The sequence below is a fragment of the Pseudomonas sp. HR1 genome, assembly GCF_030175875.1.
Lineage (GTDB): Bacteria > Pseudomonadota > Gammaproteobacteria > Pseudomonadales > Pseudomonadaceae > Chryseomonas > Chryseomonas oryzihabitans.
Genome location: NZ_JASNRF010000001.1, coordinates 154,109 through 176,024 on the forward strand (window position 1 = coordinate 154,109; position 21,916 = coordinate 176,024).

Below are 21,916 nucleotides of genomic sequence, written 5' to 3' on the forward strand. Positions count from 1 at the left end.
TTGTGCCAAGCGTGTCACAAAAAAACCGCCCTCCAGGAGGGCGGTTTAGGCAGGACTCAGGCCAATTCGGCAAAACACTCGCCGATAATGGCCAAGCCGCGATCCAGCTCTTCGTCGCTGGCGGTCAGGGGCACCAGGATGCGCAGCACGTTGCCGTAGCTGCCGCAGCTGAGCAGGATCAGGCCCTTTTGACGCGCCCGGACCACGATCTGACTGGTCAGCTCGGCATCGGGCTGCTCGATGTCGCCGCCCTTGCCCAGCTCCATGGCGATCATGGCGCCCAGGCCACGGACGTCGCAGATCTGCGCGTGCTGGGCGGCCAGTTCGCGCAGACCGGCGGTGAGGCGCTCGCCCACGGCCTTGGAGCGATCCAGCAGGTTCTCTTCCTTGAAGGTCTCGATCACCGCCAGGGCTGCGGCGCAGGCGATGGGGCTGCCGGCGTAGGTGCCACCCAGGCCGCCGGGGGTGACGGCATCCATCACCGTGGCGCGACCGGTCACGCCCGACAGCGGGAAGCCGCCGGCGATGGACTTGGCGAAGGTCACCAGGTCGGCGTCGACGCCCATCTGCTCCATGGCGAAGAAGGTGCCGGTCCGGCCGGCACCGGACTGGACTTCATCGGCGATCAGCAGGATGCCGTGGGTGTCGCACAGGGTGCGCAGGCGCTGCATGAATGCCTTGGGCGCGGCATAGAAGCCGCCCTCGCCCTGCACCGGCTCGAGGATGATGGCGGCGATGTCGCCGGGGGCGGCATCGTTCTTGAAGATGCGCTCGACGCTGGCGATGGCGTCATCGACGCTGATGCCATGCAGTTCGCAGGGGTAGAGCGCGCGATAGACGCCGCCGGGCATCAGGCCCATGCCGGCCGAATAGGGCGCGACCTTGCCGGTCAGCGACAGGGTCATCATGGTGCGACCGTGGTAGGCGCTGGAGAAGGCGATGACGCCGGCACGCTGAGTGGCGGCGCGGGCGATCTTGACCGCGTTCTCCACGGCTTCGGAGCCGGAGTTGAACAGCGCGGTCTTTTTCGGGAAGTTGCCCGGCACCAGTTCGTTGAGCTTTTCGCAGACCTCGACATAGGGCTCGTAGGCCAGCACCTGGAAGCAGGTGTGGGAGACCTTGGTCAGCTGTTCCTGCACGGCCGCCACTACGCGCGGATGCAGGTGGCCGGTGTTGAGCACGGCGATGCCGCCGGCGAAGTCCAGGAATTCGTTGCCCTCGACGTCCCAGACCTTGGCGTTCTCCGCGCGGGCGACGAAGATCGGGTGGGTCTGGCCGACGCCACGGGCGACGGCGGCGCTGCGGCGGTGCATCAGGGAATCATTGGTGTGGCTCATTGCAGTCCTCGATGGCCGCTCATCGTGGCGGCCGGCTACGGGAAAGGCGCGGACCGGATTCCGGGCAGCATACGATGATCGACTGCCAACGGCCCGGCGTCCGCGCCGGGGGAAAGCTTTGGGTCAGGCTGAGGGTCTGTCGGGCTTCGACGATAGAGCCGTCTCAACCCAACCTACGGGTGCTGGTAGGTTGGGTTGAGCGCAGCGAAGCCCAACGAGGGCGATCAGACGCCCAGGCAGAGGTACTTGATCTCCAGGTATTCCTCGATGCCGTACTTGGAGCCTTCGCGGCCCAGGCCCGAGGCCTTGACGCCACCGAAGGGGGCGACTTCGTTGGAGATCAGGCCGGTGTTGATGCCGACCATGCCGTACTCCAGCGCCTCGGCCACGCGGAACACGCGGGACAGGTCGCGGGCATAGAAGTAGGAGGCCAGGCCGAACTCGGTGTCGTTGGCCAGTTCGATGACCTCGGCCTCGTCCTTGAAGCGGAACAGCGGCGCCAGCGGGCCGAAGGTCTCTTCCTTGGACACCTTGGCGCTCTTGGGCACGTCGGCGAGGATGGTCGGCTCGAAGTAGCTGCCACCGTTGGCGTGGGCCTTGCCCCCGGCGATGACCTTGGCGCCCTGGCTCACGGCGTCGTCGATGTGCTCCTTGACCTTGGCCGCGGCCTTGGCGTCGATCAGCGGGCCGATGGTCACGCCCTCTTCCAGGCCGTTGCCGACCTTGAGCTTGGCCACGGCGGCCTTGAACTTCTCGGCGAAGGCGTCGTAGACACCATCTTGAATATAGAGGCGGTTGACGCAGACGCAGGTCTGGCCGGCGTTGCGGTACTTGGAGGCAATGGCGCCTTCCACGGCCTTGTCCAGGTCGGCGTCGTCGAAGACGATGAAGGGCGCGTTGCCGCCCAGCTCCAGCGACAGCTTCTTGATGGTGGGCGCGCTCTGCTCCATCAGCTTGGCACCGATCTCGGTGGAGCCGGTAAAGGAGATCTTGCGCACGATGGGGCTTTCGGTCAGCTCGGCGCCGATCTCGGTGGCGGAGCCGGTGACCACGCTCAGCACGCCCTTGGGAATGCCGGCGCGCTCGGCCAGCTCGACCAGGGCCAGGGCCGAATAGGGGGTCTGGCTGGCGGGCTTGATCACCATGGTGCAACCGGCGGCCAGGGCCGGACCGGCCTTGCGAGTGATCATCGCGGTGGGGAAGTTCCACGGCGTGATGGCGGCGGTGACGCCGATGGGCTGCTTGATCACCAGGATGCGCTTGTCAGCCTGGTGGCCGGGGATGGTGTCGCCATAGATGCGCTTGGCTTCCTCGGCGAACCACTCGATGAAGGAGGCGGCATAAGCGATCTCGCCCTTGGCCTCGGCCAGCGGCTTGCCCTGCTCCAGGGTCATCAGCCGGCCCAGGTCGTCCTGGTTCTCGATCATCAGCTCGTACCAGCGACGCAGCTTGGCCGAACGCTCCTTGGCGGTCAGCGCCCGCCAGGCCGGCAGGGCGCGGTTGGCGGCGTCGATGGCGCGCTTGGTCTCGGCGCGACCAAGCTTGGGAATGGTGCCCAGGGTCTCGCCGGTGGCCGGGTTGTCCACGCTGACGGTGGCACCGCTGTCGGCGTCGATCCAGGCGCCGTCGACATAGGCTTGCTGGCGAAACAGGGAAGCGTCTTTGAGCTGCATTACGGTCTCCTTGGCTGAAAGGGCCGGAAGCAAGGGCATGACACCCCTGCGCCTGCGATAGGGTCAGGCCTGGAAACGCTGGCATCGCCACCGTTCAGTGCCCGCTCGAGCAACGTCCGAACCGCCCTGGGCGTTCGAAATATTGAACGCATCCTAGGAGAATATTGAACCCCCGCGCAAGAGCGCCGGAGCGGTTTTCGCGCGGACTTCCTCCTTGTTTATGCAGCCCTTGCCAAGCCCCGCGAAACAGTCGTTCAAAATCAACAACATCGTGCATCCGGGCATGGACGGTCGAGGGCAAGGTGAGTATGATGGCGACCGATTCAGCGTCACCGAATCGCTGCACTCGTAGCTCAGCTGGATAGAGTACTGCCCTCCGAAGGCAGGGGTCGTGGGTTCGAATCCCGCCGAGTGCGCCATCTCCCGTTCACCGTCGCGTGAACCTCAGCAAAGCCCGCCATCGCGCGGGCTTTGTTGTTTATGGCTGTCGCTCAAGCCGTTCCGAGACGCTCAAAACGTTCTGTAAAAGGCGATCGCCAGATCACCGGCGTGAATTATCTGACCATTATCCCTGGTGCTAACGCGATTCTGCTCTAAGCTCTGACCTCTAGACCCGCTCCAACAGGCCGGCCGGATGCCGATACCCTGGTGATCACCCTGCAAGGACGCCTTATGAGATACCTCCTGACCAGCTCGGTCACCCTCTTTCTCGCCGCTCCGCTCCTGACCGAAGACACCGCCCTGGCCCAGGCCGGCCATGCCATGCGTCCGGGGATAGAGGCAGCGGCGCACGCCCTCAACCTGTCGCTGCTGCAGAGCAGCGCGGTTGGCAGAGGGCCGGTGGCCGACGGCGCGCGGCTGCAGCTGGCGGCGCTGGAACGGCAGGCGCGGCTGGACGACTAGGGCTTCAAGGCGTTTGCCAAGGCCCGGCGCAGAGCCATTCTTGAACGAAGCGCCCGTCCCGGGCTCTCAAGGTCTCCACCACGGCCACTCCGAGGAGACCTGGATGAAATCCCTGATTCCCCTGTTGCTGCTGCCGCTCGCCCTGGGCGCCTGTACCAAGGAACAACGACCGCGCGACGATCTTGGCTTGCCCAGCTGCAATCTGCAGCAGCAGCGTGAACTCCCGGGTGAGCTGGGCGGCGCCATCACCGATCCGCGGCAGGCGCATGTATCCATGCGCGCCAATGTGCTGCTGGCGGATGTGAGCACGGCGCGCAAGGCGCAGCGGATCAGTCAGGAACAGGCGACCGCCTTCAGCGAGCGCATTGCCGCGATGCGCAGCCAGACCGATGCCCTGGTCGGGCAGCAGGGCTTTCTCAGCTCGGCCGAACGCGCCAGCTTCGACCGGGAATTCGACGGGATCGCCATGCAGATCTGCCAGCCGCGCTAGCGGGTGATGGGTAGCGACTGCCAGGCCGGGTCGAACGGCGCGGCCATGAACGGCTAGGATAGTAGAGCCGATCAGGCGGTGGAGCAGCCTGCCGCCCTTCTCTCTTGGCCCCCGGGGACGACCCCGGCGATCGGTGGGCAGCGTTCCGGGACGGCCCGGTTTTACAGGAGGCCGTCGTTGGCTTGGTTCTATCTGGTGTGCGCGGGACTGCTCGAGGTGGTCTGGGCGTTCTATATGAAGCAGTCCGCGGGCTTCACCCGTCTCACGCCCACGCTGATCACCGGGGTCGCCATGGTGGCCAGCGTGGCGCTGCTGTCGATCTCAATGCGCAGCCTGCCGCTGGGCACCGCCTATACGATCTGGACCGGCATTGGCGCGGTCGGCGCCTTCATGGTGGGCATTCTGGTGCTGGGCGAGGCGGCGAGTCCGCTGCGCATCCTGGCCGCCGCGCTGATCGTCAGCGGGCTAGTGCTGATGAAGCTGACCTCGTCCTAGGTTCTGTACGAAAACTGCCTGCGCTCGGTGATGCTTTGTTGAAAACCGCTTCGGAATGCTCATTTACCGCTCGTAAACTCCGCTTCCTCAGCGCTTTTCGCCTCGCCTGACCTTCGCTCGGCGACTTTTCGTACAGAACCTGAGCGCCCTCCCCTAGCGCGGGATCACCGAGCGCGCCAGCCAGATAAACAGCAGCCCGCCGAGCAGTCCACCCACGGCCATCGCCAGCAGCCCCTCCAGGGTGCGCGTCGCATAGATGAGCACCGGCATGGGCGCGAAGGCGTCGATCAGGCGGATGGCGGCGACCAGGCTGAGGCTGCTGGCCAGCGGCAGCAGGCAGGCGCGATAGGCACCGCCGTGACGACCGAGCCAGAGGGCCGCGGCAAAGGCTGGTAACCAAGCGGCGAGCACGATCGCGGCATAGACGGGTCCGAAGCCCAGCAGATCCTCCAGCGAGGTCCGCCAGCGCGTGGGCAGGTCGATCGGCTGGCCGAGCCCCTGGAGGGCGGCCAGGTTGTACTGGGTCTGCACCAGGCTGCCCCAGGCGGTGGCCAGCAGCAGGGCCGCGGCGAACGCCAGCAGGGTGCGCGGTTGCAACAGGGCGCGCCAGAGCGGTTGAGGCATGGTCGGAAGATCCCTTGGAGAGAGGCAGATGCTAGCGAAAGCGGGTACCCGGAGTAGACCTCAAGCGTTACCTAAAGCTTCCGGCCGCTGGGCCTGGCTGGCTTGGCTAGCCCTGCTGGCGGTTCCGCTGGCGCTGGCGACGCCGGCCTATCGGATCGAGACGGTGGCGACCGGACTGGACCGGCCCTGGTCGCTGGCCTTCCTGCCCGATGGCCGGGCGCTCCTGACCGAGGGCGCCGGGCGCTTGCGGCTGCTGGTACCCGACGGCGCAGGTCGCCTCGGGCTGCAGGCGCAAGCCATCACCGGACTGCCGGACCTCTACACCGAAGGCCAGGCCGGACTGTTCGAGGTGCTGCCGGATCCGGACTTCGCGCGTAACCAGCTGATCTATCTCTCCTATGCGACAGGTACGCGCCAGGCCAATCACTTGAGGGTGGTACGCGCGCGGCTGGAGGGCGAACGCCTGCAGGACGTCCAGCCGTTGTTCACCAGTCAGCCGGCCAAGGCCTTCGGCCAGCACTTCGGGGCGCGGATGGCCTTGCTCGGCGACGGCACCTTGGCCATCGCCCTGGGTGATGGCAACGTGGAACGTACCGACGCCCAGCGACTGGATACCCATCTGGGCAAGATCGTGCGCATCACCCGCGACGGCCAGGTGCCGGCGGACAATCCCTTCATCAAGCGACCCGGCGCCCTGCCGGAGATCTACAGCCTGGGCCATCGCAATCCCCAGGGCCTGGTCTGGGTGGCCGAGCGCCAGGCGCTGTACGAGCACGAGCACGGCTCCAAGGGCGGCGACGAACTCAATCTGATCCGCAGCGGTGCCAACTATGGCTGGCCGCTGACCACCGGCGGCGTGGACTACACCGGCGCGCGCATCTCGCCCTTCCGTGAATTGCCGGGCATCACTCCACCACTGCTGGAGTGGACCCCCTCCATCGCCCCGGCCGGCATGACTTGGTACGACGGCCAGGGCTTTCCCGCCTGGCGCGGCAGTCTGTTCGTGGCGGCGCTGCGGGAAAAATCGGTGCGGCGAATACCGCTGTTGAACGGCCAGCTTGGTCAGCAGGAGCTCCTGTTCCAGGAGCTGGACCAGCGTCTGCGCGACGTGCGCAGCGGACCGGACGGCAATCTCTGGCTGCTCACCGATGGTGAGGACGGGCAGCTGTTGCGGGTGTTGCCGGGGTAGGAGGGGCCACTGCGAGAGACCCCAATGGCCTGATCAGGCCGCGACGAAGGTGTTGCTGGTACCCAGCAGGGTCAGTTCGTCGCTGGGGTTGTTGTAGGCGTCGTAGACGAAGGCTTCGGGCAGGTAGACGCTGTATTGATGTCCCTCTACCAAATCACTCGCCAGGCGAATGTCCAGCTGGCTGGTCAGGTGTCTCACCGTGGTGACCAACTCGAAGCCGATCTTCGCGCCGGTGGTGACATCGAGCACAAAGGCTTTCTCCAGTACCGCCGGGTCCACGTTCACCGGTATCGGATAGGCTTCCGAGTAAAGATCCCGGGTGCCGCGATAAATGGAGCTGTCGAAAAACAGGTTGATGTGATTTTCAGCACCAGGGCTGTAGTAGGAATGCTGATCGATACCTGTCAGTAGCGGTGGAGTGAAGTCGGCAGGTAGCACCTCGAGGTCACGCGGCAGGGTCGTCACCAGGACGTTTCCGGCCGTATCGGTGGTCTCAACCTGGATCGAGCCCTGCGCATAGAAGCCCGGCTCCAGCTTAGGTGCAGGCCAGCGTCCCTCCCCCTGCTGCAAGGTCTGGCCGCCATCGCTGGAACTGCGCCATTGCTCTACGTCGTTGTCGATGTAGAAGTGGAATCGCAACAGATTCTCGGTGGTAGGGCCATGAGTGCTGAGCAGATAGAGCGCGGCTCCCTGGTTGTCGACCTGCCAGGGTGTTTCATTAGTAAGGATCCGCGTGATGCCCCCGTCTTCCCGATAGCTGACCTGCAGCTGATCCGCCTGGTAGTAGCCCGCGACCAGTTGCAGGGTATGGCTGCCGGCACTCGCGGCGGTCCAGCTCTGCCCGCCATCCAGGCTGTAACTCCAGGCCGTCACCCCATCCGGCAGGGTCACGTCCACCTGGCCGTTGCGGGTGATGCCATCGGTGGCCGACACCCCGGTGTCCTCGTGCAGGGCGACGCCCGGCGTGAGCGGCTCCCATTGCGCGAGGCGCGTCTGGAACAGCTGCTGATCGACGCTCTGGCCATCCGGGCGGCCGAGGTAGTCGATCATCTCGACGATGACCGCGGCGCGGGCATCCTGGTGGGTGCTGCCGAGCGTCTCCAGCCGGCCCAGCCAGAAGGCCTTGCCACCGGCATCGGCGCTGCGGCCAAGCAGATCGCCATAGCAGCCGTCGATGAAGGCGCTGGCGCTCTCGTCGGCGGGTTGCGCCTGCAGGCGCTCGGCACCATTGAGGAACAGGCGGACCAGTTGGGCGTTGCTCAAGCCCTCGTCCAGCTTGGCGACCCAGAAGCGAAAGCCTTCCGCATCCGGGGCACGGCCCAGCACGCCCCAGTAACAGGCGTTTACCCATGCTGCATTGTCCACGACCATGGTCTCTCCTCCTTGAAGCGGCCACCCGCTGTGGCCGATTCCCTGGCTTATAGAAGGCGGCGGTACGCGGCGCCGACCTGTATCCAGATTCCTGTGGCGTGCTCGACAGCCTTTCGCCTAGGGCGATAAGCAAAAAGCCAGATGAAACGAGCACCTCCATCGAATCGTCGAAACCCCCGACGATTCGTCAAATAAGAGGCGACAGTTCGACGCTCTGACGCTCACATCTGACAGCGCCACTTTTTAAGCTGGAGCCTCAACCACGGAGGATCCGCCATGAAAGTCACCCTGCTCGGCGCCGGCCATATCGGCTACACCATTTCGCAATTGCTGCACGCCAGTGGCGACTATCAGGTGACGGTGGCGGATCGCGACGAGCGCGCCCTGGCGGCCATTGCGGCCCTGGGCGTCAAGACCCGGACCCTGGATACCGCCGACGCCAGCGCCCTGGCCGCGGCCCTGGACGACCAGGACGTGGTGCTCAATGCGCTGCCCTATCACCTGGCGATTCCCGTGGCCCAGGCGGCCAAGGCCACCAATACTCACTATTTCGACCTGACCGAAGACGTCAAGGCGACCAAGACCATCCGCCAGCTGGCCGAAGGCGCGAGCAATGCCTTCATGCCCCAGTGCGGTCTGGCGCCGGGCTTCATCGGCATCGCCGCCCACTCCCTGGCCAAGCGCTTCGACAGCGTGCGCGAGGTGAAGATGCGCGTCGGTGCCCTGCCGGAATTTCCCACCAACGCCCTCAAGTACAACCTGACCTGGAGTGTCGACGGCCTGGTCAACGAGTACTGCCACCCCTGCGAAGCCGTGCGCAACGGCGAGCTGCAACTGGTGCAGCCGCTGGAAGGCCTGGAGCACTTCTCCCTGGATGGCGTGGAATACGAGGCCTTCAACACCTCGGGCGGCCTGGGCACCCTCTGCGAGACCCTGCAGGGCCAGGTAGAAACCCTGGACTACAAGACCGTGCGCTATCCCGGTCACCGCGACCTGATGAAGTTCCTGCTGGAAGACCTGCGCCTGGCCAGTGACCAAGAGCAGCTCAAGACCATCCTGCGCGGCGCCGTGCCCACCACCATGCAGGACGTGGTGCTGGTGTTCGTCACCGTCAGCGGGATGCGCGGCGGCAAGCTGGTGCAGGAGGTGTTCAGCCGCAAGATCTTTGCCGCCGAGCGCGATGGTCGCCTGACCAGCGCCATCCAGATCACCACCGCCGCCGGCATCTGCACCGCCCTGGACCTGTTCCGCGAAGGCAAGCTGCCGCAGCGCGGCTTCATCGCCCAGGAGCAGGTGGACATGGAGGCCTTCCTGGCCAACCGTTTCGGCAAAGCCTACCAGCCGGTCTGATCGGCGAAGCTTAGCGGCAGACCAGGGGTCCCATAACGGAACAGTTGCCGTTAGAGGACCCCTCGTCATGCTCAGCGTCGCCATCGTCGGTTGCGAACAGATCCACGCCCAGGACTACCTGGACACCAGCCTGGCCGATCCGCGGGTGCGGGTGGTGGCGGTGGCCAGCGAACGCGATCCCGCCCGCGCCCGGCGCCTCGCCGCGCCCCACAGTCTGCCCGTATTCGACGACTTCACCCGGCTGCCCGAAGTGGACCTGGCCTTCGTCACCACCGCGATCGAGGATCACGAGGCGGCGGTGAGCGCCCTGCTCCCGCGCGCTCGTCATCTCTTCGTGGAAAAGCCGCTGGCCGTCTCGGCCGCCCGAGCCACCGCCCTGGCCGAACAGCTTGCCGGACGGTCCTGCTTCAGTGGCTTCTATCTGCGCACCGATCCGGCCCTGCAGCTGTTGCGCCAGCGGGCTCGGGACGGCGCCATCGGTGATCTAAGTCACCTGTCGCTCACCGCCGGCCACCCGGGGCTGCTGGAGGGCTGGCTCAGCGACTGGCCGGCGCACCTGGACGAGCGCCGCATGGGTTACGGCGCCTTTGGCGATCTGGCGGTGCACCTGCTGGATTTCAGCGCCTGGCTAAGCGGTGAGGCCCTGACCGTCACGCACAGTCGGCTGGACCGCGATCCGCGCTGGCCACTGGATCATGGCGGCGAGGCCCTGCTCCAGGCCGGTGCTCTGCCGATTCATCTGCGTGCCAGCGCCACCCTGCGCGGTCCGCGCCTGGCCATTCGACTGGACGGCAGCGAGGGAACCCTGGAGCTCTCCGCGGGACGGCTGGTGCTGCACGACGCCAAGGGCCATCGCCAGGTGCTGGTCGAAGGGGTGGACCCCGGCGTACCCCAGGGCGCCCAGGCGGTGTTCGATCAGTTGCTCGGCCAGCCGCGGCCGGAACTGGCCAGCCTGGCGGAGGCGCTGGCGGCCAATCGGCTGCTTGATGAGCTCTATGGGCGCGTTGAAGGCGGATTCGAACGCTCCGGGGCCACCTAAAGGTCGGACTGTTGGTGCCGATAGCGAGGGTATCCAGCGCAACTTGCTGATACCCACCTCGCAGAAAGGAAGGCTCCATGGTCTGGTTCAACAATCTGGCGCTGGCGAAGAAACTCGCCGTGGCCTTTGGTCTTTGCACGGCGATCACCCTGGGCATTGGCGCAGTGGGCATGAATGGACTCAACAGCCTCAATGCGCTGCTGAATAACCTGCTGGGCGACAATCTGCGCTCCATCGTTCTGCTCAACGATGCCAAGAGCAATGTCATCGGTCATAACCGCGACCTCTTCCGCCTGCTGTCCATGGCCTATGGCGAGGCACCCCAGAACGACCAGGAGGCCGTCATCGCCTCCATGAAGAGCAACCAAGCCGATGCCGAAAAGCCCTTCGCCGCTTACCGGGCCACCCCGCTGGAAGACGATGAAAAGCAGGCTGGCGATGCCTTCGAGCGTGACTGGAAGACCTATATCGCCGGTGTCGACAGCATCCTGGCGCGCTTGGCCGCCAAGGACGTAGCCGGTGCGGCCAAGCTGCTGAACGAGCAGGTGCAGCCCACCTATCGCAAGACCATGGCCTCCTTCAAGATCATGGTGGAATCCAACAAGCGCCAGAGCACCGAAGCCGGGGTCGAGGCAAAGACTACCTATGACAAGGCCTTCTGGACGCTCGCCGGCGGTCTGCTGCTGGCCACGCTCTGCGCCCTGGCGCTGGGCATCGTCATCACCCGAATGATCGTCACGCCGATCCGCCAGGCGGTGACCAGCGCCGAGCGCGTCGCCCAGGGCGACCTGACCCAGGCGATCCAGAGTTCGCGCCGTGACGAGGCCGGGCAACTGCTGCAAGCGCTGGGTGGCATGCAGCGCAGCCTGAAAGACACCGTGCAACAGATGGCCGGTGCCTCCAGCCAGCTCGCCGCGGCCGCTGAGGAACTGCACGCCGTGACCGAGGAGACTTCCCGAGGTCAGGTCCGCCAGCACGATGAACTGCAGCAGGCTGCCACCGCCGTCAACCAGATGACCGCGGCCGTGGAAGAGGTGGCGCGCAATGCGGCCTCCACCTCCACCGCCTCCCAGGACACCAGCCGCGAAGCCCAGCAGGGTCGCGAGCAGGTGCAGCAGGCGGCCCAGGCCATGGCGGTGATGACCGGCGAGATCACCGATTCCACCCAGAAGGTGCAGACCCTGGAAGGCCAGGTGCGCGAGATCGGCAAGTTGCTGGAGGTGATCCGTGGGATCGCCGAGCAGACCAACCTGCTGGCGCTCAATGCCGCCATCGAGGCCGCCCGGGCCGGCGAACAGGGCCGTGGCTTCGCCGTGGTGGCGGATGAGGTCCGCGCCCTGGCCCATCGCACCCAGGGTTCCACCGGTGAGATCGAACGCATGATGAGCGCCGTGCGCAGCAGCGCCGAAGAAGCGGTGAGCGCCATGCACAAGAGCCAGTCCCTGGCCGACAGCACCCAGGCGCGCGCCAACCAGGCGGGTGAAGCCCTGGACCGCATCGCCGCCGGGGTCGCCCAGATCGAGGAACGCAACCTGGTGATCGCCAGCGCCGCCGAGGAGCAGGCCCAGGTCGCCCGCGAAGTGGACCGTAATCTGGTCAATATCCAGGACCTCTCCACCCAGACCGCCACCAGTGCCCAGCAGACGGCCGCCTCCAGCCAGGAGCTGTCGCGACTGGCCACCTCGTTCCAGGGCCTGGTGGCGCAATTCCGTTATTGATCGGCCGTTCAGGAAACTTCCGACCAGCGGTCAGCGTGCCCTCGCCCCTGCGAGGGGCAGGCTTTCGGCATGGCCATGGACCGGCTGACCCGGCGCGCCCATGTTCGCAATTGAACATTGCGCGCCCGCGCGGCTCTGAGCTGAAACACCTGAATGGATGCTCCCATGCGCTTTACCTACGATGCCCGTCGCAGCTATCGCCTGATCGGCCTGGACGATGGCCGTCTGGCAGGCCAGTTGCTGTGCGGGCAGCTGTACATCATGGTCGCCGGGGATGGCAGGCAGCCAGAGTCCTATGCCCAGCTGGAAGACGACCAGCTGCGCACCGCCGAAGGCCGGCTGATCGGCTGTCGCGAGGCGGATATCCTCACCCTGCAACGGACCGGTGTCGCCCTGCGGCTGGAGCCGCTCGACGCCTGAACGAGCCCCCTAGCGCGGCCCCCTTTCTTCCGGGCCACCGCCTGGCCCGCCGTGGCCGCCATGACCACCCCCACCAGGCGGTGGCATGAACAGCCAACAACCGGACAGGGACAACAGGGCCGCCAGCACGGCCACCTTGACGCCTTTCATCACCACCTTTACCTCCACTCCAGAAGAGCCTTTCCCTTCTTGTCGTCATTGGACGCCAGGGCGGGCCGGAAAAGGCGTAGTCGTGGGTAAAAACGGGGTAAGAAAGCTGTCCAGCTCGATACAACCCCTATGAATCGGCGGGAACCTCTCCTGCGCATCGCGGCTCCATTTCCTTGAACGTCATCGAAAAGATGCCAAACGGGCGCCTTTTGGCCCCCTTCAGGAGATGTCATGTCCAGCGACAACCAGTACACCATGCAGAACCCCCTCACCCAGTATCCCCAGCCGGAATTTCCCAAGCAGCCCCAGGAGGCTCCGGGTCTGGCTCAGGTCATGGAGCCGCGCCCCGATCATGGCGAGACCAGCTACAAGGGCTTCGGTCGTCTGGCCGGGCGCAAGGCACTGATCACCGGTGCGGATTCGGGGATCGGTCGGGCCACGGCCATCGCCTATGCCCGGGAGGGTGCCGATCTGGTGCTGAACTACCTGCCCGAGGAAGAGGCCGACGCCCAGGAAGTGGTCAAGCTGGTGGAAGCCGAGGGTCGCAAGGCCGTCTGCGTACCCGGTGATCTGAAGGACGAAGCTTTCTGCACCCAACTGGTCAGCAAGGCCAAGGAGGCTCTGGGCGGTCTGGACATCCTGGTCAACGTGGCCGGCAAGCAGACCGCGGTGCAGGACATCGCCGAGCTGACCACCGAGCAGTTCGACGCCACCTACAAGACCAACGTCTACGCCCTGTTCTGGCTGTGCAAGGCCGCCCTGCCGCATCTGCCGGCCGGCGCAGCCATCATCAACACCACCTCGATCCAGGCCACCCAGCCTTCCGAATTCCTGCTCGACTACGCCTCGACCAAGGCGGCCATCACCAACTTCACCAAGGCCCTCGCCAAGCAGGTCGCCAGCAAGGGCATCCGCGTCAACGCCGTGGCCCCCGGTCCCTTCTGGACCCCGCTGCAGCCCAGCGGCGGCCAGCCCCAGGAAAAAATCCCCACCTTCGGTGGCGAGACGGTGTTCAAGCGTCCCGGCCAACCGGCGGAACTGGCACCCATCTATGTGCTGCTGGCTTCCCAGGAATCGAGCTATGTGACCGGTGAGGTCTATGGCGCCACCGGAGGCATGGGCTGACGGCCGTGGCGGCCTTCGACCCCGCCCGCCAGGACGGCTACGCGCCCCTGGCGGGCTATGCCGCCCTCTCCGACGGCCGTTCGGTCGCCCTGGTGGCGCCGGACGGCTCGCTGGATTGGTGGTGCGTACCCAACATGGATTCCGCCCCGCTGTTCGACCGCCTGCTGGACGCCCCGGCCGGCGGTTTCTTTTCGATCGCCCCGGTGGCCGACTATCGCGTCGAGCGGGCCTACCGGGAAGACAGCAATGTGCTGGAAACCTGTTTCCACACCGTTGATGGCAGCGTGCGTCTGACCGAGTCGCTCAACAGCGGCTCGGCCGGTCGCCTGCCCTGGTGCGAACTGGGGCGCCGGGTGGAAGGCCTGTCCGGACGGGTCGAACTGCGCATCGAACTGGTGCCCGGCACCCAGGGCCAGACCGTCTCGCCCTGGATGCGCAGCACGCCCAATGGCGAGGTCATGCACGTCGACGGGGTCATGGCCACCCTGAGGTATTGCGAGCGGCTGGAGATCCTCCAGTGCGACGACCGCCGACTGGTGGCACGCCTGGTGCTGGAAGCCGGGCAACGCAGCGTCCTGGCGCTGACCGCGACCGAGAACGAACCGCTGGTGGTGCCCTCGCTGGACGAGGTGGACCAGCGCATCGACCGCAGCGACCAGGCCTGGCGCGAGTGGGCCCAGGGTTTTGCCTATCGCGGCGAATTCCTCAGCGAGGTGAAGCGCTCGGCGCTGGCCCTCAAGCTCTTGCTCTACTCCCCCACCGGCGCCATCGTCGCCGCGGCCACCACCTCGCTGCCGGAACGCATCGGCGGCGACAAGAACTACGAATACCGCTATGCCTGGGTGCGCGATGCGGTCTTCACCATCAAGGCCTTCCTGCGCCTGGGTGCCCTCGGCGAGGCCCAGGCGGCCCTGGCCTGGATCCAGAACGTCATCCGCCGCCACGGCAATCGCCTGCACACCTGCTTTACCCTGCAGGGTGAGCTGGCACCGGCAGAGCGCACCATTCCCGTGCCGGGCTATCGCGACTCCCAGCCGGTCCGCGTCGGCAACCGGGCCAGCGCCCAGTGCCAGCTGAGTCTCTATGGCGACTTGCTGGAGACCTTTCGCCTCTATGCCAGCAAGGGCCATGTGCTGGATTTCGCCACTTCCAGCCTGCTCACCGACCTGGCCAATCTCTGCGCCGATGGCTGGCGCCAGCCGGATGCCGGCATGTGGGAGCTGCCCGAAGAGCGCCACTACACCCTGTCGAAGCTGGGCTGCTGGTTCGCCCTGGATCGCGCCGTGACCCTGGCCCGCGAAGGGCACATCCCCGACGCCATGTGTGGCCGCTGGGAGCGCGAGCGCGATCGCATCCGCGACTGGGTCAACGAACACTGCTGGAGCGAGCGCAAGCAGGCCTATACCTTCTATGCCGGCACCGAGCGCCTGGACGCCGGCTTGCTGCTCGGTATCCGCTTCGGCTTCGACGGGGGTGAGCGGTCGGTGAGCACCCTGGCGGCCATCCGCCGCGAGCTGGCCCGCGGTCCGCTGGTCTATCGCTACAGCGGCGCCGAACGGGAGGAGGGGGCCTTTCTCGCCTGCTCCTACTGGATGGTCGAGGCGCATGCCGTGCTGGGCGAGGTGGATCAGGCGCGCGAACTGATGCGCGAGGTGCTGGCCGCCAGTCTCAACGGCGTCGGCCTGATGACCGAGATGCGCGATCCCCATGACGGCGCAGCCCTGGGCAACTTTCCCCAGGGCCTGAGCCACCTGGCCATGGTGCATGCGGCGCTGATCCTGGAAGAACCGGAGCCCGAGGCGTGAGCCACCTGGATTTCAGCCGTCCGGTGGACGAGGTCGCCCGGCAACTGGTCGGCGCCACGCTCAGGGTCGCGGGCGTCGGCGGCCTCATCGTCGAGACCGAGGCCTACGACGGCGAAGACCCGGCCTCCCACAGCTTTTCCGGCCCGACTCCGCGCAACCGCGCCATGTTCGGCCCGCCCGGCCATGCCTATGTCTATCGCTCCTATGGCATCCACTGGTGCTTCAACCTGGTGTGCCGCGAAGCCGGGCATGGCGCCGGCGTGCTGATCCGCGCGCTGGAGCCCCTGTGGGGGCTGGAGGTGATGCGCGAACGCCGGGGCGGGCTGGCCGATCGCCTGCTCTGTGCCGGTCCCGGCCGGCTGTGCCAGGCCCTCGCCATCGACGGCAGTCACGATGGCCTGCCGCTGACCGAGCCGCCCTTCCTGCTGGAGCCGGCGGCTGCCGAGGTGGCGGTGCTCGCGGGCCCGCGTATCGGCATCAGCCGCGCGCGCGAGGTGCCCTGGCGCTTCGGTCTGGCCGGTTCGCGCTATCTGAGTCGTGGCTTTCCTGGCTGAGCACCACCGTGCGGTGCTGGCGCCGGCCGCGACACAGATCGACGATCAGGGTCAGGAGGCCGAAGGCCAGAATCGCCAGGACGATGCCCAGGCCGAGTAGCTGCTTTTCCATATTGTCCTCTATGCTGTCTATGAAGTGCGCTAGGCCGCGCGCGCGGCGGATTCGGCCCGACGCCGCAACGAGCGGCGCAGGATCCAGGTCAGGGCTAGACTCAGGGCGGCCATGGCCACCAGCAGCAGCGAATAGGACAGCCACCACGGATGACCGGCGGTCATCATGCTGAATTCGGACATGCCGCCGATGCCGGCGATGAGGTTGAGCGGCAGGAACACCACGTTGATCAGCGTGAGGTTGCGCAGGGTCAGGTTCATGCTGTTATTGGCCAGGTTGCCGCGGGCATCCATGAGGCGGGCGAACACCGTGGCGTAGAGGTCGGCCTGGCGGCGGCACTGGTCGTTCTCGATGATGAGGTCTTCCAGGCGCGCCCGCAGCGCCTCGCCCAGTTCGCGCCTTTCGGCGACCTGCCGCAGTCGGTCGAGCACCGCGCCGTTGCCCTGCAGGGCGTTGATGTAATGGATCAGGCTCTCGCTGAGATTGAACATCTGCAGCAGATGCTCGTTACCCAGGGAGCTGTCGAAGCGCTGCTGCAATTCGCGGCCAACCAGCCTGATGACCTTGAGATGCCCCTGGTAGTGATGGACGCTGCGAAACAGCAACTCCACCAGCACATCCAGCGGATCGTGCAGCGGCTGCAACGGCCCCTCGCCGGCCAGCAGCGACGGGCCGGCGGAGATGACCACCAGCCGCTCGGGATGCCAGAGCAAGCCGAAGGAAGACACCTCGAAGGCGAAGCGCGCCCCGCCGGCATAGCGTTCCGGACGCTTCCAGATCAGGAAGAGTTCGTCGCCCTGCACTTCCAGGCGCGAGACCTCGTCCGGGTCGAGCGCCGAGGCCAGGCGGTGGCTGTCCAGGGGAAAGGCCTGCTTCAGCCAGGCGCGCTCCCGGGCATCCGGATCGCTGCACAGCAGCACCGGCGCCGAGCGGTCGCCCGCCGGCAGCAGGCCACCCTCCCGCAGGGTGAAGGCTTCGATCATGGCGTGCTCCTACCAGCCCTGGCGCCGCTGCTCCAGGCGCCGGACAAAATCCTCCAGCACCCGTCGATAGAGGCCCTCGCCCAGCAGGCCGTCTTCGATGCCGGCGTCCAGATTGGGGTTGTCGTTGACCTCGATGACCACCAGCCGATCCCGATCCTGCTTGAGATCGACGCCATAGAGGCCATCGCCGATCAGGGCGGCGGCCTGCACCGCCAGCTCCACCACCGCCGGAGGCACCGCGGCGATGGCCACCGCCTCGCAGCGCCCTCCGGTACTGCCGGATTCCGCCTTGTGGTTGTAGATCTGCCAGTGACCGGCGGACATGAAGTAGCGACAGGCATAGAGCGGTTCGCCGGCAAGCACGCCGATGCGCCAGTCGAATTCGGTGTAGAGGTACTCCTGGGCCAGCAGCAGCACCGAGCGCTCGAACAGCTCCGCCGCGGCCTGGCGCAGTTCGGCGGCGTCGGCCACCTTGAGCACGCCGCGGGAAAAGCAGCCGTCGGGAATCTTCAGCACCAGCGGATAGCCCAGGCGCCGCCCCACCTCTTCCAGGTCCTGGGGTCGTTCGCGATAGAGGATTTCGGTACGCGGCATGCCCAGGCCGTGCTGGGCCAGCAGGTCGCTGAGAAACACCTTGTTGGTGCAGCGCAGGATGGAGGCGGGATCGTCCAGCACCACCAGGCCTTCGCTCTCGGCCTTGCGGGCGAAGCGATAGGTGTGGTCGTCGACCCGGGTGGTGGCGCGGATGAACAGGGCGTCGTATTCCGCCAGCCGGCCGTAGTCCTTGCGCTCGATCAGCTCCACGGCCACCCCCAGATCACGCCCGGCGGCGACGAAACCGGCCAGGGCCGCGGCATTGGAGGGCGGCAAGGACTCCTCCGAGTCATGCAGGATGGCCAGGTCGTAGCGCGCCTGGCGCCGCGAGGCCGGTTGCCGCCAGATGCGTCGGTTGAACGCATCCAGGGCATCGGCGAAGGCGTATTGCTGGGCGTCCTGCAGGCGGTGCAGGGCGCCGCTCTTGATCCCGGCGATGTGCCAATGGCGACTGTGGCGCAACTCCACCTGCAGGATCGGGCACGGGAAGGCGTCGAACAGCTGCCTGGCCAGCGCCTGCAGCGGCGCGAACTCGGTGCGGCCAAAATAGAGGTTGAGGGTGAAGCCCTCGGTGGCGCCCAGTGGGTGCTCGGCCAGCGCCTGGTCCACCAGGGCGTCGAGGTCTTCCAGCAGCAGGCCGTAGAGCGCCTTGCGATTGAGTTCGCTCAGGGTCCGCACCGAGGGGATGACGCGATGACCGCGCGCCTCCGCCAGCAGCGAGCAATAGTAGCCGTGGCCCAGATAGCGGTAGTTGCGACAGAGGTTGAGCACCTGGATGCGGCCACCGCCCGCGGTGAGACGGCGGTCTTCCAGATACTCCTGGGCCGTGACGATGCTTTCGCTGGGCAGGTAGTCCGACCAGTCTTCCTTGCGCTCGACGATGATCAGCAGGGTGCTGCTGGCCGGCAGGTGCAGCACGGGTTCGGGACGGGGAACGGGGGTGGCGACGGGCAGGCGGGCTTGAATCGCGACCATGATGCGGACCGGGCTCTGGCGGAAGGGGTGTCCAGCAATACGCCTTCCGCCGGCGGCTGTCCCGCGACGTTACGCAGGCTTTATGCCACGGCAGCGGAGTTGACCGAGACTTTGCGCCGGGCACGTCGTTCGGCGGTTGGCTAAGCTTGGCGAACGTCCTGCCCTGGAGTCCTCATGAAGCCCCGTCAGCTGCTGCCGATCGTCCTGCTGTGTCCCCTCCTCGCCCAGGCCAGCCTGCGCTGTGGCCAGAGTCTCGTCGAGGAAGGCGACAGCGTCGAACAGGTCCTCGCCGCCTGTGGCGCTCCGGCCGAGCGCAAGATCAATCCGCCGGCACTGCGCAACAACAACGTGCCCAAATTCAATGCCGCCGAGACCCAGTTCTGGACCTATGCCCCGGAGAACGGCGCCTCGCGTCACCTCAAGTTCATCGACGGCAAGCTGGTGGAGATCAGGGTGGAGCGTTAGTGGGCGGGAGCTTCCCTCACCCCAACCCTCTCCCAGAGGGAGAGGGAGAAAGCAGCGGCTCCGGCGTAGGTTGGATTGAGCGCAGCGAAGCCCAACAGGTGCCAGGCGAGTCTCTCCATCGCGCAGGCAAAAAAGAACCGCCCGAGGGCGGTTCAAGCGGAGCACGACCTGAGGGCCGTGGTTAGAACTTGGCTTCCAGGTCCAGCTGCAGGGTCTTCACATCGGCATCGGTGCGGAAGCGGCTGGCGGTGTCGGACTCGGCGAGGAAATAGGTCAGGCCGACGCCGAAGTTCTTGTCGATGTCGTAGCCGAGCTTGAGCTTGTGGCCGCGGGCGCCGGTCGAGCCGTTGCCGAAGTCGGAGTCGGTGAAGGCGCCCACCACGGCGTTGCGCTGGACATCGCGGTAGTTGTATTCCAGGCCGACCCGCTGCATCAGCTTGGTCTTGGCGCCCACCAGCCAGGCGGTGTCCTCGCCGTCGTCGGCCTTGTCGTTGACCACGTACTGGCCATAGAAGGACAGCGGCACCCACAGCTTGGTCAGGTCCAGCTGGGCGAAGCCTTCGTAGAGCTGGAAGCGGTCGGTGGTGTTGCCATTCACCGCCAGGGCGCAGGGCGAGGTGACCGAACCGGTGGTCGGGCAGGTGCTGTCCTGGTCCTTGTCGTAGGCGTAGACGCTGCCGCCGACCATCAGCTTGGCGGCATCGCCCAGGTTGAAGCGACTGCCCAGCTGGCCGGCGTAGAGGCGCAGGTCGTGCTTGAACTCATAGCCCTCGCCGTCGACGTTGTCCTTGAGCACATAGTAGCCGGTGCTGCCGAACAGCTCGGCGCCGCCGCCCAGGTCGTATTTGTAGGTGCCGGCCAGGCCTTCGGGGTTGATGTCGGCGTCCCAGATGACGTCGCCGGTGCTGACCCACTGCTGGCCCATCTTGCCGCCCACCAGGTGCAGATTCGGCAGCGCCGTGGGGTGGTAGTCGATGTAGGCCTGATCCAGCCAGAGCTGCTTCTTGTTGAAGTAGCCGTTGAGGTCCTGGTTGGTGGAGCGGGCATCGTCGCCGCCGCCGGTGGCGATGCGGATGCCGGTGTCCACCTGCGGATTGATCTCGCTGTAGGCGCCCAGTCGCGCCCGGATGCGCTGGCGGTCGCGGTCGCGACCGTTGTCCGGCTCGCCGCTGATGTCGATGCTCTCGTGGCGCACCCGCACATCGCCCTTGATCTGGGTCTTGGCGGCCCAGGCCAGTTTCTTCTCGAAGTCGGAGGTCTTCTGCTGCTGGGCGACCTGGGCGGCGCGCGCCTGCTGCTCCTGCTGCAGGTCGCCGCGCAATTCGGCGTACTGGGCGGGGGTGATGGAGCCGTTGGCCTTGAGCATGTCGAGCAGCTTCTCATCGACAGCGGCACTCGCCGTGGCCGAGCAGGTGGCCAGGAGCACGCCCGAGAACAGCGCCGTGAATCGATAAGGGTTAACAGACATCGGCAGATCTCCTTTCAAGACAATCCAGGGGTGTTGGCTGGCAGTGCAGCCCGTCACGAAGCTGGCTCAGTCTCGGCAGAAGAGATGTCGTTTTGCCTTCAATAAAGTAAAACTTTTAATACAAGCCTTTGAAATTAAATGAAAATTTCACGGTAACGCCATGCGTTGCCAGCTCGGAAAAAGTCTTTCTCGGACGTGAAGACAATTTTCTCCGCCGAGAAACCAGGCGACCGCCCTGCCCCGCCCCTTTCCGCTCGCCCATGAAAAAGGCCACTCCGGGGAGTGGCCTTGCCGAGAGCCGGCGAAATCCTCAGCCGAAGCGACCGGTGATGTAGTCCTCGGTCTGCTTCTTGTCCGGCTTGGTGAAGATCTTGTCGGTCTTGTCCACTTCGATCAGCTCGCCCAGGTACATGAAGGCGGTGACGTCGGAGCAGCGCGCCGCCTGCTGCATGTTGTGGGTGACGATGACCACGGTGAACTCCTGCTTGAGTTCGGCCAGCAGCTGTTCGATGCGCGCGGTGGAGATGGGGTCCAGGGCTGAGGTCGGCTCGTCCAGCAGCAGCACCCGCGGACGCAGGGCGATGGTACGGGCGATGCACAGGCGCTGCTGCTGACCGCCGGAGAGACCCAGGGCGCTCTGGTTGAGCTTGTCCTTGACCTCGTCCCACAGCGCCGCGCCGCGCAGGGCCTGCTCGACGCGATCCTGCAACTCCACCCGGGACAGCCGCTCGTGGTGGCGGATGCCGTAGGCGACGTTGTCGGCGATCGACATCGGGAAGGGCACCGGCTTCTGGAACACCATGCCGATGGTGCTGCGCAGGCGGCTTAGCGAGTACTTGGGATCGAGGATGTTCTCCCCGTCCATGAGGATCTCGCCGGTCGCTTCCAGCCCCGGGTATTCCGAGTAGATGCGGTTGAAGATGCGCAGCAGCGTGGACTTGCCGCATCCGGACGGGCCGATGATGGCGGTGATCTGCTTGGCCGCGATGTCCAGGTTGATCGACTTGAGCGCCTGGTGGCCCTTGTAACGGAAGCCGACGTCGCGCGCCTGCAGTTCCGGTATCTGCGTCTGCATG

General features: G+C 66.1%; 20 protein-coding genes, 1 tRNA gene and 1 pseudogene. 14 read left to right on the forward strand and 8 right to left on the reverse strand.

Annotated features, from left to right (window positions below; genetic code table 11):
• Positions 1-56: 56 nt before the first annotated feature.
• Both gabT and gabD read right to left on the reverse strand, forming a co-directional pair.
• A complete protein-coding gene (gabT, locus tag QKY98_RS00705; RefSeq protein WP_027600877.1) occupies positions 57-1,337 on the reverse strand; it encodes a 4-aminobutyrate--2-oxoglutarate transaminase in 1,281 nt (426 codons plus the stop codon).
• Between the two features lie 224 nt (positions 1,338-1,561).
• A complete protein-coding gene (gene gabD / locus QKY98_RS00710; protein WP_027600878.1) occupies positions 1,562-3,010 on the reverse strand; it encodes an NADP-dependent succinate-semialdehyde dehydrogenase in 1,449 nt (482 codons plus the stop codon).
• A gap of 342 nt (positions 3,011-3,352) precedes the next feature.
• On the opposite strand from gabD, the gene QKY98_RS00715 reads away from it, so the two are divergent.
• The 4 genes from QKY98_RS00715 (at position 3,353) to sugE (ending at position 4,898) form a co-directional block, all read left to right on the forward strand.
• A tRNA-Arg gene (locus QKY98_RS00715) sits at positions 3,353-3,429 on the forward strand.
• A 253-nt stretch (positions 3,430-3,682) separates the two neighbouring features.
• Positions 3,683-3,913 carry a hypothetical protein gene (locus tag QKY98_RS00720; protein WP_284670157.1) on the forward strand — a complete coding sequence of 77 codons (231 nt, stop codon included), beginning with the start codon at positions 3,683-3,685 and terminating at the stop codon, positions 3,911-3,913.
• 103 nt (positions 3,914-4,016) lie between these two features.
• The gene (locus QKY98_RS00725) at positions 4,017-4,403 is read left to right on the forward strand and encodes a hypothetical protein (RefSeq protein WP_284670158.1); all 387 of its coding nucleotides are present in this window, start codon (positions 4,017-4,019) and stop codon (positions 4,401-4,403) included.
• A 177-nt stretch (positions 4,404-4,580) separates the two neighbouring features.
• A complete protein-coding gene (gene sugE / locus QKY98_RS00730) occupies positions 4,581-4,898 on the forward strand; it encodes a quaternary ammonium compound efflux SMR transporter SugE (RefSeq protein WP_007160753.1) in 318 nt (105 codons plus the stop codon).
• A gap of 153 nt (positions 4,899-5,051) precedes the next feature.
• Here the strand turns inward: sugE and QKY98_RS00735 are convergent, their stop codons facing one another.
• Positions 5,052-5,522, reverse strand: coding sequence for a hypothetical protein (locus tag QKY98_RS00735; RefSeq protein ID WP_042137040.1), 471 nt, complete (start codon positions 5,520-5,522; stop codon positions 5,052-5,054).
• Between the two features lie 28 nt (positions 5,523-5,550).
• Here QKY98_RS00735 and QKY98_RS00740 point away from each other — a divergent pair, with 28 nt between their 5' ends.
• Positions 5,551-6,711, forward strand: coding sequence for a PQQ-dependent sugar dehydrogenase (locus QKY98_RS00740; RefSeq protein ID WP_284670159.1), 1,161 nt, complete (start codon positions 5,551-5,553; stop codon positions 6,709-6,711).
• A gap of 33 nt (positions 6,712-6,744) precedes the next feature.
• Here QKY98_RS00740 and QKY98_RS00745 read toward each other — a convergent pair whose 3' ends face one another.
• Positions 6,745-8,082 carry a DUF4214 domain-containing protein gene (locus tag QKY98_RS00745; RefSeq protein WP_284670160.1) on the reverse strand — a complete coding sequence of 446 codons (1,338 nt, stop codon included), beginning with the start codon at positions 8,080-8,082 and terminating at the stop codon, positions 6,745-6,747.
• A gap of 276 nt (positions 8,083-8,358) precedes the next feature.
• On the opposite strand from QKY98_RS00745, the gene QKY98_RS00750 reads away from it, so the two are divergent.
• From QKY98_RS00750 to QKY98_RS00780, 8 genes and pseudogenes are all read left to right on the forward strand, one after another.
• On the forward strand, positions 8,359-9,432 hold the full coding sequence (locus QKY98_RS00750) for a saccharopine dehydrogenase family protein (RefSeq protein WP_027600140.1): 1,074 nt from the start codon (positions 8,359-8,361) through the stop codon (positions 9,430-9,432).
• A 67-nt stretch (positions 9,433-9,499) separates the two neighbouring features.
• Entirely contained in the window at positions 9,500-10,471 is a 972-nt protein-coding gene (locus QKY98_RS00755; RefSeq protein ID WP_284670161.1) for a Gfo/Idh/MocA family protein, read from the forward strand.
• A gap of 77 nt (positions 10,472-10,548) precedes the next feature.
• A pseudogene (locus QKY98_RS23810) lies at positions 10,549-11,331 on the forward strand (MCP four helix bundle domain-containing protein); the annotation flags it as partial.
• Positions 11,332-11,358: 27 nt separating this feature from the next.
• Positions 11,359-12,189: a methyl-accepting chemotaxis protein gene (locus tag QKY98_RS23815; protein ID WP_502945077.1), complete on the forward strand. Its 831-nt coding sequence runs from the start codon at positions 11,359-11,361 to the stop codon at positions 12,187-12,189.
• A 165-nt stretch (positions 12,190-12,354) separates the two neighbouring features.
• A complete protein-coding gene (locus QKY98_RS00765; RefSeq protein WP_027600137.1) occupies positions 12,355-12,609 on the forward strand; it encodes a hypothetical protein in 255 nt (84 codons plus the stop codon).
• Between the two features lie 381 nt (positions 12,610-12,990).
• The gene (locus QKY98_RS00770) at positions 12,991-13,884 is read left to right on the forward strand and encodes an SDR family oxidoreductase (protein WP_284670163.1); all 894 of its coding nucleotides are present in this window, start codon (positions 12,991-12,993) and stop codon (positions 13,882-13,884) included.
• A gap of 5 nt (positions 13,885-13,889) precedes the next feature.
• A complete protein-coding gene (locus tag QKY98_RS00775; protein ID WP_145250010.1) occupies positions 13,890-15,689 on the forward strand; it encodes a glycoside hydrolase family 15 protein in 1,800 nt (599 codons plus the stop codon).
• On the forward strand, positions 15,686-16,243 hold the full coding sequence (locus QKY98_RS00780) for a DNA-3-methyladenine glycosylase (protein WP_284670164.1): 558 nt from the start codon (positions 15,686-15,688) through the stop codon (positions 16,241-16,243). The genes QKY98_RS00775 and QKY98_RS00780 overlap by 4 nt, the downstream gene beginning before the upstream one ends.
• A gap of 141 nt (positions 16,244-16,384) precedes the next feature.
• On the opposite strand, the gene QKY98_RS00785 is transcribed toward QKY98_RS00780, so the two are convergent.
• A complete protein-coding gene (locus QKY98_RS00785) occupies positions 16,385-17,338 on the reverse strand; it encodes a magnesium transporter CorA family protein (protein ID WP_284670165.1) in 954 nt (317 codons plus the stop codon).
• 9 nt (positions 17,339-17,347) lie between these two features.
• Positions 17,348-18,907: a RimK family ATP-grasp domain-containing protein gene (locus QKY98_RS00790; RefSeq protein WP_284670166.1), complete on the reverse strand. Its 1,560-nt coding sequence runs from the start codon at positions 18,905-18,907 to the stop codon at positions 17,348-17,350.
• Positions 18,908-19,081: 174 nt separating this feature from the next.
• On the opposite strand from QKY98_RS00790, the gene QKY98_RS00795 reads away from it, so the two are divergent.
• Positions 19,082-19,372: a DUF2845 domain-containing protein gene (locus tag QKY98_RS00795; protein ID WP_042137026.1), complete on the forward strand. Its 291-nt coding sequence runs from the start codon at positions 19,082-19,084 to the stop codon at positions 19,370-19,372.
• 181 nt (positions 19,373-19,553) lie between these two features.
• On the opposite strand, the gene QKY98_RS00800 is transcribed toward QKY98_RS00795, so the two are convergent.
• A complete protein-coding gene (locus QKY98_RS00800) occupies positions 19,554-20,840 on the reverse strand; it encodes a putative porin (protein WP_007160739.1) in 1,287 nt (428 codons plus the stop codon).
• A gap of 310 nt (positions 20,841-21,150) precedes the next feature.
• Positions 21,151-21,915: a phosphate ABC transporter ATP-binding protein PstB gene (gene pstB / locus QKY98_RS00805; protein WP_017638707.1), complete on the reverse strand. Its 765-nt coding sequence runs from the start codon at positions 21,913-21,915 to the stop codon at positions 21,151-21,153.
• Between the last annotated feature and the right edge of the window lies 1 nt (position 21,916).